Annotated in this window: 17 protein-coding genes and 1 tRNA gene; 6 read left to right on the top strand and 12 right to left on the bottom strand. The window is 70.2% G+C overall.

All coding sequences use genetic code 11. From position 1 onward, the window contains the following. The first annotated feature begins 6 nt into the window (after positions 1 to 6). Complete coding sequence (locus tag LPA42_RS13255; protein ID WP_077935425.1) at positions 7 to 1,047, top strand: NlpC/P60 family protein; 1,041 nt, start codon at positions 7 to 9, stop codon at positions 1,045 to 1,047. 139 nt (positions 1,048 to 1,186) lie between these two features. Here LPA42_RS13255 and dcd read toward each other — a convergent pair whose 3' ends face one another. Then, entirely contained in the window at positions 1,187 to 1,765 is a 579-nt protein-coding gene (gene dcd / locus LPA42_RS13250) for a dCTP deaminase (protein ID WP_077935426.1), read from the bottom strand. 126 nt (positions 1,766 to 1,891) lie between these two features. Here dcd and LPA42_RS13245 point away from each other — a divergent pair, with 126 nt between their 5' ends. Then, positions 1,892 to 2,500: a pyridoxamine 5'-phosphate oxidase family protein gene (locus tag LPA42_RS13245; RefSeq protein WP_077935427.1), complete on the top strand. Its 609-nt coding sequence runs from the start codon at positions 1,892 to 1,894 to the stop codon at positions 2,498 to 2,500. A gap of 71 nt (positions 2,501 to 2,571) precedes the next feature. On the opposite strand, the gene LPA42_RS13240 is transcribed toward LPA42_RS13245, so the two are convergent. After that, the gene (locus LPA42_RS13240) at positions 2,572 to 3,555 is read right to left on the bottom strand and encodes a zinc metalloprotease (protein WP_077935428.1); all 984 of its coding nucleotides are present in this window, start codon (positions 3,553 to 3,555) and stop codon (positions 2,572 to 2,574) included. 242 nt (positions 3,556 to 3,797) lie between these two features. Between LPA42_RS13240 and LPA42_RS13235 the strand changes: the two genes are divergently transcribed. Together LPA42_RS13235 and LPA42_RS13230 are read left to right on the top strand one after the other, a co-directional pair. Next, positions 3,798 to 3,871 (top strand) — tRNA-Gly (locus LPA42_RS13235). A 115-nt stretch (positions 3,872 to 3,986) separates the two neighbouring features. Continuing rightward, complete coding sequence (locus LPA42_RS13230) at positions 3,987 to 4,235, top strand: e9imm peptide (protein WP_077935448.1); 249 nt, start codon at positions 3,987 to 3,989, stop codon at positions 4,233 to 4,235. A 2-nt stretch (positions 4,236 to 4,237) separates the two neighbouring features. Here the strand turns inward: LPA42_RS13230 and LPA42_RS13225 are convergent, their stop codons facing one another. The 8 genes from LPA42_RS13225 to LPA42_RS13190 all read right to left on the bottom strand — a co-directional run bounded on the left by LPA42_RS13225 (position 4,238) and on the right by LPA42_RS13190 (position 10,761). Continuing rightward, positions 4,238 to 5,425, bottom strand: coding sequence for a tyrosine-type recombinase/integrase (locus LPA42_RS13225; RefSeq protein WP_077935429.1), 1,188 nt, complete (start codon positions 5,423 to 5,425; stop codon positions 4,238 to 4,240). After that, on the bottom strand, positions 5,425 to 5,595 hold the full coding sequence (locus LPA42_RS13220; protein WP_228986585.1) for an excisionase family DNA-binding protein: 171 nt from the start codon (positions 5,593 to 5,595) through the stop codon (positions 5,425 to 5,427). The genes LPA42_RS13225 and LPA42_RS13220 overlap by 1 nt, the downstream gene beginning before the upstream one ends. Beyond that, complete coding sequence (locus LPA42_RS13215) at positions 5,588 to 7,450, bottom strand: replication initiator (RefSeq protein WP_228986584.1); 1,863 nt, start codon at positions 7,448 to 7,450, stop codon at positions 5,588 to 5,590. The genes LPA42_RS13220 and LPA42_RS13215 overlap by 8 nt, the downstream gene beginning before the upstream one ends. Further along, positions 7,447 to 8,019 (bottom strand): DUF2637 domain-containing protein, encoded by a 573-nt coding sequence (locus tag LPA42_RS13210; RefSeq protein WP_077935431.1) that lies wholly within the window; start codon positions 8,017 to 8,019, stop codon positions 7,447 to 7,449. The genes LPA42_RS13215 and LPA42_RS13210 overlap by 4 nt, the downstream gene beginning before the upstream one ends. After that, on the bottom strand, positions 8,016 to 8,207 hold the full coding sequence (locus LPA42_RS13205) for a hypothetical protein (RefSeq protein WP_074474741.1): 192 nt from the start codon (positions 8,205 to 8,207) through the stop codon (positions 8,016 to 8,018). Before LPA42_RS13205 ends, LPA42_RS13210 begins: the two co-directional genes overlap by 4 nt. Positions 8,208 to 8,212: 5 nt before the next feature. Next, complete coding sequence (locus LPA42_RS13200) at positions 8,213 to 8,467, bottom strand: hypothetical protein (protein WP_077935432.1); 255 nt, start codon at positions 8,465 to 8,467, stop codon at positions 8,213 to 8,215. Further along, positions 8,464 to 10,083, bottom strand: a complete 1,620-nt coding sequence (locus LPA42_RS13195) for an FtsK/SpoIIIE domain-containing protein (RefSeq protein WP_198956400.1) — start codon at positions 10,081 to 10,083, stop codon at positions 8,464 to 8,466. The genes LPA42_RS13200 and LPA42_RS13195 overlap by 4 nt, the downstream gene beginning before the upstream one ends. 276 nt (positions 10,084 to 10,359) lie before the next feature. Then, positions 10,360 to 10,761 (bottom strand): transcriptional regulator, encoded by a 402-nt coding sequence (locus LPA42_RS13190; RefSeq protein WP_077935433.1) that lies wholly within the window; start codon positions 10,759 to 10,761, stop codon positions 10,360 to 10,362. Between the two features lie 433 nt (positions 10,762 to 11,194). Between LPA42_RS13190 and LPA42_RS13185 the strand changes: the two genes are divergently transcribed. Further along, complete coding sequence (locus tag LPA42_RS13185) at positions 11,195 to 11,344, top strand: transposase (RefSeq protein WP_158229357.1); 150 nt, start codon at positions 11,195 to 11,197, stop codon at positions 11,342 to 11,344. 924 nt (positions 11,345 to 12,268) lie between these two features. Next, positions 12,269 to 12,712 carry a hypothetical protein gene (locus tag LPA42_RS13180; RefSeq protein ID WP_077935435.1) on the top strand — a complete coding sequence of 148 codons (444 nt, stop codon included), beginning with the start codon at positions 12,269 to 12,271 and terminating at the stop codon, positions 12,710 to 12,712. Here the strand turns inward: LPA42_RS13180 and LPA42_RS13175 are convergent. Both LPA42_RS13175 and LPA42_RS13170 read right to left on the bottom strand, forming a co-directional pair. Then, positions 12,702 to 13,484 (bottom strand): glycosyltransferase, encoded by a 783-nt coding sequence (locus tag LPA42_RS13175; protein WP_228986583.1) that lies wholly within the window; start codon positions 13,482 to 13,484, stop codon positions 12,702 to 12,704. The genes LPA42_RS13180 and LPA42_RS13175 overlap by 11 nt on opposite strands. Further along, positions 13,472 to 14,284, bottom strand: coding sequence for a GntR family transcriptional regulator (locus tag LPA42_RS13170; protein WP_228986582.1), 813 nt, complete (start codon positions 14,282 to 14,284; stop codon positions 13,472 to 13,474). The genes LPA42_RS13175 and LPA42_RS13170 overlap by 13 nt, the downstream gene beginning before the upstream one ends. Positions 14,285 to 14,374 lie beyond the last annotated feature (90 nt).

The raw sequence follows: 14,374 nt of genomic DNA, 5'->3' as shown, positions 1-14,374 counted from the left end.
AGCCCGGTGGCACTCCATGCCCCGCGGCGCCCGTCACGCCGGTCGGCCGACGCCGACCGGATGCCGGCTGCGCCGCGTACCCGCTGGTCACGCTGCACCACCGTCCTCGCCGCCCTCGTCGGCGTCGCCGTCGTCCTGACCGGCGCACCGACCGTGGCCCACGCCGACCCTTCGGTCGCCGAGATCGAGCGGCAGATCGACGAGGACTGGAACAAGCTCGAACCGATCATCGAGCGGCACAACGCCACCCGCCAGGACCTGGCCGCCAAGCGCAAGAAGGCCGACGCGCTCGCCGCGCGGATCGGGCCGCTCCAGCGCCAGGTGGACGAGGCGTTGAAGAAGGTCGGCGGCCTCGCCGCCGAGGCGTACAAGGGCGACAACATCTCGGTGGTCAACGCCCTGCTGGGCAGCCGCACGCCGAGCCAGATGATGGGGCAGCTGGAGCTGCTCGACCGGTTCGCCCAGCGCCAGCAGCACGACGTCCAGGCGGTCGTCGACCTCCGCGACGAGCTGGCCGCGAAGAAGCAGCCTCTCGACGAGATGGTCGCCCAGCTCACCCGCACCGAGGCCCAGCTCGCCGCGAAGAAGAAGCAGATCAACGCCGAGATCGACCGCCTGCAGAAGCTGCGGCTGAAGGTGTACGGCAACGGAGGCGGCGGCCCGTTGAAGCCCGCCCCCTGCCCGGCGAGCTATCCGGGTGGCGGCGCGGGGACGGCGGTGAAGTTCGCCTGCGCCCAGATCGGCAAGCCCTACGTCTGGGGCGCCGAGGGCCCGAACTCGTACGACTGCTCAGGGCTGATGCTGGCCGCCTGGGCGAAGGCCGGCGTCTCGCTGCCGCACAACGCGGCCCAGCAGCGGTCGGTGACCGCCAAGGTCAGCCGCGCCGACCTGCGCCCCGGCGACCTGGTCTTCTACTACTCCGACCTGCACCACGTCGGCATGTACGTGGGCGGGGGCTGGGTGGTGCACGCCTCCCGGGCCGGCGTCCCGGTGAAGATGAAGCGCGTCGACGACGGCCCGATCCACAGCTTCGGCCGCCCCGCCTGAGGTGCAAGGAGGGGCCCCTTCTTAACGCGTACGGTCGAGAAGGGGCCCCTTCTCACACCCCTCGGGCGGGAGGACCGCGGAGGGTGGCGCAGCGCGCCGCAGCGTGCCGCAGGAGGAGCGGTACGTCAGGGGGCAGGGGTCAGCGGGGCGGCCAGGTGCGCCAGTTCTGCCACGAGCGGCTCGGGGTCGGGCCGCGCTGACCCTGGTAGCGCGAGCCGTAGACCGCCGAGCCGTACGGGTGCTCGGCCGGCGACGACAGCCGGAAGATGCACAGCTGGCCGATCTTCATGCCCGGCCACAGCGTGATCGGCAGGTTCGCCACGTTGGACAGCTCCAGCGTGACGTGGCCGGTGAAGCCCGGGTCGATGAAGCCGGCCGTGGAGTGGGTGAGCAACCCGAGCCGGCCCAGGCTCGACTTGCCCTCCAGCCGGCCGGCGAGCTGGTCGCCGAGCGAGATCACTTCCAGCGTGGAGGCGAGCACGAACTCGCCGGGGTGCAGCACGAACGGCTCGCCGTCGGGCACCTCGATCATGGAGGTCAGGTCGTCCTGCTGCGCCGACGGGTCGATGTGCGTGTAGAGGTGGTTGTTGAAGACCCGGAAGAGCTTGTCGAGGCGTACGTCGATGCTCGACGGCTGCACCAGGGTCGGCTCGAACGGCTCCAGCGCGAGCGTGCCGGCCTTCAGCTCGGCGACGAGGTCGCGGTCGGAGAGCAGCATCGCAACACCATAGCGAGGTGGGTCGGCGGGACCGGTCAGCGGGGCTGCTCAGCGGGCCTGCGAATCGGGTGCCCGACCCGCGCGTCGCGCTTCGCGTGTCGTACAGGTGTTCGATAGAATGCCGGCATGGCTTCCTGGTCCGAATTCGCCGCTGACGAGCCACGACTCGCCGACGGGATCCGTCATCTCATGCAGCAGTACGGGCCGGGCTTCGGCTACCTGGCCACCGTCCGCGCCGACGGCGGCCCCCGGGTGCACCCGGTGTCCCCGGTGATCACCGACGAGGGGCTCTTCTGCTTCGTCGTCGACTCGCCGAAGCGGCGCGACCTCGAACGCGACGGCCGCTACGCGCTGCACTCCTTCCCGCCGGAGGACAGCGACGACGAGGCGTACGTGGCCGGGCACGCCAGGCCGGTGACCGACCAGGCCCGGGTGGCCCGGCTCGCCGAGATCGGGCGAGCCGCGCCGCAGGTGGACTGGCGGCTCTTCGAGTTCACCGTCGACGTGGCGATGCTGGCCCGGCGCGGCGACGCCGGCACCGTGCGCCCGGGTGAGGCGACCGGTCGGCCGGCCGTGCAGGTCTGGCTCGACCCCGGTGCCGCTGGCGCTGCGGCCACCACCACCACCACTGCCACCACCGACGCCGCGAGCACCGCCCCGGGCGGGGGCGCGGTGGGCGTACCGGATCGGCGGTCGGTCCTCGACGGGCGCGGCGCCCATCGCGCGGCGGCCTGACCCCCACAGACGCCGGTGCCGGCCCGTCGGGAGACGGAGCCGGCACCGGAACGATCAGCGGCAGTGGTGCGTCAGGCCGCGCGGTACGCGTTCCACGCGGTCAGCATCCGGGCCGCCTGGCCGGCGGTGAACTGGTACATGCAGGAGTCGTAGGTGTAGTCCATGAAGTTGGTGATCGGGTCCAGGCCGGTCGCGGTGCAGGTGTCCCGCCCGGTCGGGCACTGGTATGCCGGCGACGCCTCGGCCGGGGTGTCGCTCACGCCGTCGCCCGAGCCGGAGCAGCCGCCCTGGAAGGTGTGGTAGAGGTTCAGCCAGTGGCCGACCTCGTGGGTGCCGGTGTCACCCTGGTTGTAGTTGGTGGCGGTGCCGCCCGGCAGCGACTCGGTCAGCACGACGACGCCGTCCATGCTGTCGAGCCGGCGCTTCGGGAAGGTGGCCCAGCCGAGCAGGTCGTCGCTCAGCTCGCCGAGGTAGATGTTCAGCGTGTTCTTGCCGCCCTCGCGCAGCGAGGACTTCATCGAGCGCTCGGCCGAGGAGCCCTGCACGATCGGGAACCACGCCGGGTTGGTGACCCGGTTGATCTTCTGGAGCTGGAAGCTGAAGGCGGTGGCCGCGCCGCCGGTGGCGCCGGCGTAGGCCTGGTTCAACACGCTGATCTGCGAGTTGATCATCGAGTCCGGGATGTTGCCGCCGGCGCGGGTGCTGTCCTCCTGGATGACGTGCACGACGACCGGGATGGTCACGGTGGCGAGCGCGGCGGCGCCGGCACCGGCCCGGTAGTTGGCCCGCTCGCGCAGGGCGGCGGCGAGGTCGGCCTCCCGCTCGCGGGTCTCCTTGGCGGTCAGTTCGTTCGGCTCGTGCTTGGCGTGCGCGCCGGCCTTCACCCGGGCGTCCGAGTGGACGTCGGCCGGCTCGGCGCACGCCTCGGTCGGGGCGGCGGAGAAGGCCGAAGCGGCCGGGACGACACCCACGGCGGCGGTGCTGAGCAGGAGCGCGAGGGTCGTCGACGCGACGCCGGCGGTGCGCCGGGTCAGCAGGTTGGGACGGAGTCCCATGGGCCCACCTCTTTCTGGCGGCGCGACAGGGGGTGTGTCGCGCCGTGGCTTGAACGTGCGGGAGACGTTACAACCCATCGAGGCATTTGAGAATGGGCATATGTTGCGGCGATGAAAATCCCGCGTACCGACGATGGCCTGCGGATCTTGGTCGGCCGGGTGTCGGCGCGATCGGGACGATGGGGCGCGCGAGGGGTGCCTGGGTGCACGCGTCAGCGGTGTCGGGTACAGTGGGTCCGCCTGCGGGTGTAGTTCAATGGCAGAACATCAGCTTCCCAAGCTGACAGTGCGGGTTCGATTCCCGTCACCCGCTCCACGCACGAAGGCCCTGGTCAGGACGCAAGTCCCGAGCCAGGGCCTTCGAGGTTACAAGGTCAACGATCACGCGGCGTGCCATTGGCGTGCCATTAGCCCCGGTCGGGGAGGGCGTCTTGCCTGCGAAGCTGACCCGGGACGAGGCGATCCACCTCGTCGAGCGGATCATGCGGCTCGACTATGCCGACGACGCCGAGCTGAACGACTGGCTGGACAGACTTGAACGAGATCTCGTCTACCCCGACGTCTCTGAGCTGATCTTCAACGTCATGCCGGAGCTGACGGCTGCCGAGGTCGTTGACCGTGCTCTGGCTTACCAGCCGGTCGAGATGCGGGCCATCCCATGGACGCGGCCGGGCGGTTAGCCTCACCTGTCGCCGCCCTTCTTGCCCTTCTTGTCCTTGCGCTTGCCTTTGGTGTCGGACTTCTTGCCCTTCTTTCGGTCCGCACGCACCGCCTCGTGCAGCGCTTGGGCGATGGCCCGGTCAGCTTCGGCCGTCGCGTGCTGGTAGATCAGCGCGGCCTGCGGCGAGTCGTGACCCATCCGAGCCATCAGGTCGCGGGTGCTCGCCCCGGTCCGGGCGGCGAGGGTGTTCCCGGTGTGCCGCAGATCGTGGAAGTGCAGGTTCGGCTGTCCGATCCGGGTCACGCTCGCCTTCCAAGCGATGATCTTGTTCAGGTTGCCCCGCCAGATCGGACGCCCGCTCTCGGTGGTGAAGACGAACGCATCCGGGGTGTCGTCGACCTCCGCCGCCAAGTGGTCACGGACGACCTCGACGACCGCCGGGGGCAGGGTCACCGTGCGCCGGCCGGCCCGGGACTTCGGCGGCCCGAGCACCAGGCCGACCCCGCGCTGTTCGGTGTACGCCTGCCTGATTCTGATCGTGCCAGCCGTCGTGTCGATGTCCTGCCGTTGCAGTGCGGACACCTCGCCCCAGCGCAGGCACCCGAAGGCCGTCACCAGGACCAGGGCGCGGTACCGAGGCGGCACGATGTCGGCCAGCTTGAAGACCTGGGCGAGCGTGAGCACCGGCCGTTCCGCGGCCTTCTCCTGGTCGGCACCGGGAATCTGACACGGGTTCCGGGTCAGGATCTGGTCTTCCTTGACCGCCGTCATCAGCACCGCGCGCAGCAGCCGGTACGCCTTGGCCGCCATGCTCACCGACACGCCGTTGCCGAGCAGTTTCGCCCGCCAGTCGCGGACCATCGGCGTGTCCAGCCGGCCCAGCTCCGTTCCGCCGAGGTACGGGACGATGTGCTTTTCCAGGAGCCAGCCGTACAGGTGGACGGTCCGGGGCCGCAGGTTCGGCCGCTGTTCGATCCACCGCCGTGCGTAGTCGTCGAGCCTCACCTTGGCCAAGTCCGGATCGACCCACTCCCGCCGCACCATCTGCGCCTCGACGAGCGTCAGGTACCGGTCGGCGTCCGACTTCCGGGTGAACGTCTCCGGCGCGTTCCGCATCCGACCGTCCGGCCCCGGGTACCGCGCCTGGTATCGCCCGGACGGCAGCTTGCGAAGGTTGCCGAACCGCCGGTGCCCGTCCTTGTTCGCCATCAGGCCACCCGCTGAAGGTCACGCCACACCCCGGAGGCGGTCAGCGGTTCCACCCGCCCGGACTCGACGTGCGCGGCGAGGTCAGCGGCCTTGATTCGGACGCTGCGCCCGAGCTTGTGGAACGGGATACGCCGTTCGGCGACCAGGCGGCGCACGTAGCGCTCACTCATGTTGATCCGGGCCGCTGCCTGCTCGATCGTAAGGACCTCGTCCAACTTGATCTTCCTCCCCGTCGTGCTGTCGTGCGATGTGCTGAGTTGCCGAAAGGTCAGCCGGTCCCTGCTCGGCCCGGTCCTTCGCGGCGAGTAGTTCGGTGCGCCAGCGGGCGCGTTCGCTGATCGAGCGCATGAGCCGGTAGGACAGCGGGCCGACGTCGGCATCGTCGGGTCGGGCGAGTTCCCAGGCGTGCCGGACCCGTTCGGCGGTGGCGCCCTGGTCGTCGACGAGCTGCCCGGGGTCGCCGGCCGTGCCGCTGTCGGTGGTGCTTGCGGCGGTGGTGCTGTCGGTGGTTACGCCGAGCAGGGCGCGTACCCATGCGCGTACGTCGTGTTTGTGGTCGGCGAGGGTCTTGCCGGACCAGTCGCGGGAGATGAGGATGCGTCGGCCGCCGATGCCGAGGGTGTCGCGTTGGTGGACCTTGCCCTTGCAGCGGCCCGGCTTGAGCTTGGCGTTGGCATTGCGGGGTTGGACGCCGTAGAGCAGCCAGTTGGCGCACCGGTCGGTGCAGGGGGTGACCCGGAGCGCGCGCCAGAGCCGGTCGAGGTGGGCGCGTTGCCGGTCGGTGGTCGCTTTGTGGCAGTCGCCGGTGTGCTTGGTGATGTACTTCGTGACGTACCGGATGGTCCGTTCGGCGTCTTCGGTGCCGGGCATGACGCCGCGTGCGTCGACCTGGGTGCCGAAGCGGGCGACGTGCACGGGTTCGGCGTCGGGGTCGTCGTCGATGGCGTCGAGGGCTTCGTTCCAGGTGGTCAGCGGGTGGCGGGTGTCCGGGTCGGCCCACGCCGCCGCTTGTTCGTCCCAGACCGGGGGTCGGTCGGCGGTGTACCGCTGGACGTCGACGGGCGGCCACCAGACTTGGTGGTAGGTGGCGGCGGCGACGGTGCGCAGGGTGTCGCGGGCGATGGTGCCCCGGATGGCGAAGTGTGCGTGTGGGGCGAGTCGGCGTTGGGGTTCGACGCAGCCGGCGTACTGGACGTTCCAGCCCTCGCAGCGGCGTAGGTTCTGCCAGAACCGGTCGAGCAGGCGGGGGAAGTGGACGGCGTCCCAGGCTGCGCGGCGGTAGTCGTAGCGGTCGGGGTTGACGGGGGTGCCGTCGGGGCGGACCGGCCCGTACGAGTCGAGGGTGAGGGTCAGCCACATCGACGGCCGGTAGGTGGAGCCGTCGGGTGCGGTGTAGGTGCGGCCGACGGTGCGCGCTTCGACCTTGCGCCGGGGCAGTTCGGGTGCGTCCTGGCGGCGCTTCGTGGAGCGCTTGCGGCGGCGGCCGGTGTCGTCGTCGCCCTGGTCGTCGTCGGTGCCCGCGTGGGGTGGGCCGACGCGCCCGCGCAGGCCCTCTGCGGCGATGGCTTCCTCTACCTCGCGGATGGCCTCGTCGAGGTCGGCGACCTGATCCCACTGGGCGGCGCGTGATGCCTCGTCGCGGGAGAACTCCAGGTGCGCGCGGAACAGGATCAGGGACTTCTGCGCTTCGGTGGCGGGTTGCGGGCCGGGTAGGGGTTCATCGTCGCGGTGCCAGCCCTCGCGGATCTGGGCCTGTCGCAGCCGGCGGTTCTTCTTCGCGCACGGCGGGCACTTGTCCTCGCGGGTCGCACCGCAGGGCAGGTCGATGACCTCGGTCAGGCCGGTGTCGAGGTCGGTGCGGCGCATGGCGAGGGGGCGGACGCAGACGCCGTACTCGATGGCGATCTGCTTGAGCACGTCGACGGAGCGGGGTAGCGCCATGCGGGCCGCCCGAGACCCCGGCCGGGGAGCGGCAGCCGGGGTCGGGGCGACCGGTTCGAGGCCAGGCAGGGTCGCAGCGGTCATCGGATGATCCCGACGACGTGCGGCCGGTTCGACTGGACGACGCCGCGCGGGGGCAGGATCACCGCCGGGGCGGAGACGGCGGCCGGGGCCGGGACAGCCGGCGGCACGGGCTCGGCCGGACGATCCGGGTCGGGGGCGACGGTGGCGGGTGCCTCGTCCCAGTCGACCGGGGGTTGGTCCGGTTCCGCAGCCGGTGGCGCAGCGGGGGCGTTGGACAGGACGACCTTGACCAGGGCGAGGAATGCCAGGGAGGGCACGGCGGCTACGGTCCAGCCCCAGATGGAGGGTTCGGCTTCGGCGACCTGGGCGGCGAGAGACAGCAGCGCGAACGCGACGAGCAGTGAGGCGACCAGGCCGACCGGGCGGCGGGCACGGCGGCGGGCGCGTAGTTCGAGGCCGAGGTAGATCGCCATCAGCTCGACGGCTACGGCGTTGGCCCAGCCGATCCAGTCGGGTTGGCCGTGGGCGACGGACAGGTCGTGGACGTGGGTGAAGGCGGCAGCGCCGGCCATGGTGCCGATGGCGAGCAGGATCACCAGGCGTACGGCGGTTTCGGTGCGTGCGGTCATCGCCACTCCTGCAAGGGCTTCTCGCGGATGGTCAGGTCGATGCGAATGCGCCGGTCGGCCATGTCGGGGCGGCGGCTGACCATGTGCGCCAGGCCGTGCAGGGCGGCGGCGGTCTGGTCGGCGGGGCCGACGAGGCGGATGCGCAGCGGACGCCGGAGCCGGTTGACGATGCGGGCGAGAGTGGTCACGGCGGTTACCTCCGGGCCGGTCGGATGGTGGTGCGGATGTAGTCGGGTGGGGTGCCGAGGGTGGCAACGGCTTCGGAAAGGCAGCGCCACAGCGCCCACGCCTCGTCCGGGGTGAGGGACATTCGTCGCTGGCCCGCGCCGACGGCCAGGTGAACCGGGTACGGGTCGGGCCGTTGCGGGTCGACGCGGACGGACACAGCGGTGATCGGTTCGGGGGTGCGCAGCCGGTAGAACCGGCGTCCGTTCGGAGCGGCGGTCACCGCGGTTCACCCCCGCCGTCGGAGTCGAGGAGGTTGCGCAGGGCGTCGGGCAGCAGCGGCCCGGACGGCTTGCGGGGCAGCGGCGGGCGCACCGGTTCCGGGGTCGACTCGCGGGCGACCTGGGCGAGGATGTCCGCCGCGTCAGCCGGGGCCGGATACCGGCGGGCAAGGTCGCGAATGTCGTCGTCGCTGACGTAGGAGAAGCGGACCCGCAGGGGTTCGGGGGTGCCGTCGAGGATCACGTACCCGACGCCCTTGGCCCATCGCGGCATCTGATCCGCCAGGGCGCCCCGGTTGCGGGCACCGTCACCGAGGACCATGTCCACCTGCGCCGCTTCGGTCAGGCCGAGCGCGATGCGGGTGGGGAACAGGTCCCGGAACGGCAGCACCTCTTTACGCGGGTCCTGCAACGCGGCCACCACCAGGACGCCGACCCCGGCACCCTGCGACAGCAGCAGCCCCAGCGACGACGCGATCCGCCGACGCAGGTCAACATCTTGCAGGTACGCGGTGAGGGCGGCCATTTCGTCGATGACGACCACGACCAGGGGGTCGGCTTCGGTCGGGGTGTGGACCCGGACGGTTCCGGCGAGCCGGGTCTGACGTTCCCGCATCACCGCCACGGCCTCGTCGAGGAGATCGGCCATGGCCTCGAACGAGGTGCCGGCGAACCGGGCGAACAGCGGCCGGCCCATGGCGAACTCCATCCCGCCCTTGGGGTCGATCACCCACAGCCGGACCAGGCCGGAGGTGATGCCGCCGGCCAGCGCCCGCACCAGCGACCACAGCACCGAGCCCTTACCGGAGCGGGTGGCCCCGCCGATGAGCACGTGCGTGGCGAGCAGGCGCAGCGACCAGGTGCCCAGGTCCTCCCGCCGAGCCAGCGGCAGCGCGGTCAGGTCCGGGACGGGCGGGGCGTCGAACGGCGGAACGACCGGCCGCAGCGCGTCGGTGCGGACGAGCACCAGGTACACCACGCTCGGGCGGTCCCGGAACCGCACCCGGTCCACCCAGCCCAGCACCAACGCCCAGTAGCCGGTACGGGTCGGCGGGGCGTCGGGCCGCTCGGAGTAGACCCGGGCGTGCCGCCGGCCGAAGGCGTACGCGAGGTTCGCCGTCACCCTCTGGAAGTCGGCCGGAGTCTGCCCCCGCACCATGCGCACGGTCAGCACATCAAGGGCTTGATCTGAGCGCACCCGCAGCAGCTCGGGCAGGACCGGCCGATGGTCGTAGGTCTCGGCGAGGCCGCACAGGGTCATGGCCTCATGCCACGCCCGCCGGTACACGAACACCTGCCGGAAGCGGCCGAGCAGCGGGCCCGCGCACCACCGCCACCAGGACGCCTCATCACGCCACCGCCACAGCGCCGACACCGCCGACGCCAGCACCAGCGGGACCACCACGCCCGGCACGCCGTGCTCGGCGTAGAGGACGACGGCGGCCACGGCCAGGCCCACGGTGACCGGGTGACGCAGGCACCACCAGCAGAACCGGGCCAGCCAGCGCAGCACCAGGCCGAGCACGACCAACCACATCGGCAGGACGAACCGCTTCGGCCGGATCACCAGCAGATCCCCGGCCGACGTCAGGATCACCTCACCACGCGGCCGGCGCATCACCGCGCACCCCGCAGGGACACGAACCGGCCCGCCGCATCCCGGACCGGAGGAAACGGAAGAACGAGCTGCCCGACGCAGCCGGCACACCGACCGTCGGCACCCGTGGCCGGGGCGAACCGGGACTGACACACGCCGCACCACGCCTGAACGGGGGCAGCCGAACGCCTACGCTTGGACACGTCACTACCTCTCTCGACAGAGCAGGGGAAAGAGACACAGGGGGCGGGGCTGCCGTCCGCCAAGACCTGACAGCCCCGCCCCCACCCGATACGGCTACGCCGCCGCCTTCTGCTTGCCGGCCACGCCCGCCGGGGCACGCATCCCGGTCGCCCGCAGCGAGTACGCCATCCGACCGTTGTTCGACACGTACGGCGTCACCGTCATGCCCTCGAACTCCACCGCCTCGAACGGCGCACCCGTCGGCGGAACCGGCTGGTGATCCGCCGAAATCTTCACCGTCGTCTCCCGCGAGCGCTTGCCAAGCTCCGGGTCCAGGTCCATCACCCGCACCTGCCACACCCGCTGGCCGGTCAGCTTGTCCTTCGCCGGGCTACGCCGACCCGTCTTCTCGTCGTAGTCCTCGACCTCACCCAGGGACTCGGGGACCAGGGCGCACCCCGCCGGGAACACGTCCTCACAACGCACGGCGAACCTCGCACCGCCACGCAGAGCCATCGCTCAACCTCCATGTTGTTGACATGTCTGCCAAGTGGAGACTCCAAGGTAGACGGCACTTGGCAGACAAGTCAACAACTTTGCGTGGATGGCGGGGAGTGGCCCGTTTGAGTCGCCACGGGGCGGTCTTGGGAGGGGCCGACCAGAAGCCGCACCTGGCCGCCTGTGATCAGGGTGGAAGCTGTTGTCGCTCGTGCTGACCGCCGGGCGGCGCGGTGACAGCCCGCACTGGCACTGGCCGGCATTCGGACGCCCAGACCCAACGGTGGCAGGCCGCGTAGCTATCCGGATGGGTCTTGGCGGGCACGGCTCACAGGGCGCGGTTCGGCTGTGAGCACCTGCACCGTCGGGGCATCACGACGACCAAGGTCGACCGGGCAGCCAACCGGCGGAAGAAGGGTTCCAGGGAGCTGTTGCCCTGGTGTGCGACCCGGTGACTTGCCAGCAGAGGGCCGCCGTGGAATGCGGCGTCAACAGCCTGAAGCGCTACCGAAGGGTAGTCACCCGGTACGACAAGCTCGCCGTGCGCTACGAGGTCGTCATGCACATCGCAGCGATCAACGAGTGGCTACCCGGCCTCTGAAACGCGGCCTAGACCGCCCACTGTGGGGGCGCCGGGCACACCCACCCCACACAAGCGAAGGCCCCTCCGATGCGAGCGGAGAGGCCTTCGATCATCGGTCTGCCCAGTGCGCCGAACAAACCACAAGGCGGCTTCGTCGCAGGTCACGGGTAACGTGCCAGGTCGGAAGCGCCGCCAGGAGTATGCCATACGAGCATCGCATACGCCATTCTGATGCGAAATTAGACGGAGAATTAGCGCAAGATTCCGAAGCGAAAGAGCCGGCGATGAAGCCCTCGAACCGCTTCGGTTCCTCGTTTCTATTGACTTCAGATTAAGCGCATGCATGGGATCGGCAACCAGCCGTCCATAACTCCATCTATTGCGAACCGACATTATCGAGTGGCTCTGTGGCCGGAATGAGTCAACGCTGTGACCTGCACGTTGTTCGGTAGATACGAACAACACTCGCGTCTCGGATGACTCTAGCTTGTCATCGAGTGATCCAGCCCGGGTCGACAAGGGTGCGAGCCGTCTCGGTGCCCCCGCGAACCGCCCCGGCCGGGCTTGAGAAGTAGGCAACCACCGGGGGGCGAATTGGCGCCGGGGGGCGGTGCATGTAATGATCTGCGATGACCGAAGAGGTAATCCCCGAGAGGGCGGAATGCGAGCCCGCCCACGCATCGTTGGGGGACTATCTGCGCAGGTCATGACCCAGTGCGCCAGCAAGCCCAGGGAGGTGAAAGTTGACTGAGTTGAAGTTCTCGCTGCGTGCACCGCAGGCGATGGTGATCCAGGTATTGATCGTGATCATCGTCGTGCTGGGGGCTGCGCCTGCCATCCTCTAGCTTGACCGGCGCGGGGAGGTTGGGTAGCAGCCTCCCCGCGCCCACCCTGGCGCAAGTACGCCTGGTAAGGCCGAGAAGGTGTGGGTATGTCTAGGACATGCCAGATCAATCCCAAGCGGGCTCTCCGGACGAAGCGCTCGCCCGTCCGACCGACCTAGATGACACCACCGTTGTAGCGCTGGGCGAGCTGAGCAAGGCACTGGAGACGATCCACCGCGTGCGTGGTCACCTGTACTCGGCGCACCAGCTCGTCGGCGGTGCGGATCTCACCCTTGACCGGGTCGTGAAGTTGCTTCGCGAGGCCGGGCACGACGAAGTTGCCGACCGGGTTGAGCACGAGCTGTTAGGCCGCAACGTGCTACCCGGCCGGTGGACGTTCCAGATCGTGGAGGAGTTCGACGACGGCTACTATGCCGCGTTCCAGGAGATCGAGCGGGACGCGCGGGAGAAGTTGGCCGGTGGTCGGCGGCACATCTTCGAGGCGGAGATGAAGGAGCGTCGGCGTACCCACGGGATGCCGGGGCACGAGGCTACGCCGTAGCGCCGCCGCCGAAGTCGAAGCCGTTCGGGACCATCGAGGCCAGGGCGTGGGCTCTGGCCTCGATGATCCTCATACGTGCCTGATACTCAGCGGGTTCCCGGTGCGCGGCCTGGCTGGTGACCTGGCCGGGCCACTTGCGGTAGAGCAAGCCGTACTCCCGGGTAAAGTAACCCTCGCTGACCGCGTTGGCGGCCAGGAGAAGACCGGTGTCCTCGGAGGCGGGCAGGGCCATCCAGCCGCCGAGGGCGAAGACGAGTTCCCGGCGCAGGCACAGCGTCGCCGGATGCACAGAGGCTCGGTAGTCGTTGGCCTGCCAGAAGGCCAGGACCGCACCGCGGTCGATGACCCCGCCGGCCGGGTCCTTGTCCCATCCGGCGGTTGACCCGTCGGGGAGCAGGTCGAGCACCCGCGAGGTGGTCCAGCCGATCTGCGGGTGCGCGTCGAACGCCGCGATATCCCGAGCCAGCGCCCCCGGGGTCAACTGGTCGTCAGCGTCCAAGACCTTGATGAGCTGCCCGGAAACCCGGGAAAGCGCGAGGGTGCGGGCAACACCCGGGCCGCCGGCGCGGCCAGTGCCGAGACTGATCCGGGGGTCATCGGGCAGCACGTCGACGAGGGCGCCGGTCTGCCCGTCTTCCTGGACGAGCCATTGCCAGTCCCACCCCGGGGGCATGTCCTGCTTGGCCAGCGACTCGTACGCGCCCGGCAGGTGCTCGATGCTGGGCGCGTGGACCGGGGTGATGACCGAGACGAGCTGCGTCACGTTTTCCACCGCTGGAGTTTGTGGGAGTAGACAAGCTCAGTCCGGTCGCCCGGCATCACCACGTCCGCGACTTCGACGACGCGGCCGGTGGTGTCGACGGAGGTCTTGCGCACGGTGAGCACGGAGACGCCCGGGTCGATGTCCAGCAACTCCGCCTCGTCCGGCGACGGCGGACGCGCGCGGATCTCGTCGTCGATGCGGTCCAGCTCGATGCCGAGGGTGTAGAGCTGGTGTTGCGTCCCGCCCGGCCACGGTTCCTTGCTCTCGTCGAGCAAGTCGGGGTTTCCGGCAACCAGGTCGTACGGCAGATAGGAGTACGACACGGTCAGCGGCGCGTTCTCGTGCCGCGAGGACGTCCAGTACACCCGGCGCAGCAGCGGCGTGCCCGCCTCGACCTGGAGGGCCGCCGCCATGTCCGTGTCGGCGTCCACGCGGGTGTACTCGGCGTGGAACTTGAGGTCGTCGACGGTCAGGCCGGTGTCGTGCTCGGTCGCGCCGGTCTTCAACCGCTCGGCCTCGTCGAGCAGGACCCGATCCTTCTCCCACTGGTACCGCTCGGTGTTGCGGCGGCGTACCCGTTGGCGGGGTGCCCGCACGTAGGTGCCGCGCCCCTGCTCGGCCCGCACCAGGCCCCATTCCCGAAGCTGCCGGATGGCGTTGCGCACGCTCGTGCGGGACAGCCCGGAGGTGTCGGCCAACTCGGTCTCGCTGGGCATCAGCGTGCCGGGGGCCAGTTCACCGCTCACGATCTTCGCCCGCAACTCTTCGGCGAGTTGCAGGTAGCGAGGGCGCCAGTCCCGACCATGCACACCGGTCACCGTACCCCCTAGACGTTCCAACGTCTGCCAGGCGGTCCCCCCAGCCGGCCGCTCCGGCACCGGAGGTACCGCCACCGCCGT

The organism is Micromonospora sp. DH13 (genome assembly GCF_020873825.1).
GTDB classification, from domain to species: domain Bacteria; phylum Actinomycetota; class Actinomycetes; order Mycobacteriales; family Micromonosporaceae; genus Micromonospora; species Micromonospora haikouensis.
Note: the sequence above shows the minus strand (reverse complement) of the source record. Positions and strands in the feature narration are given on the sequence as shown.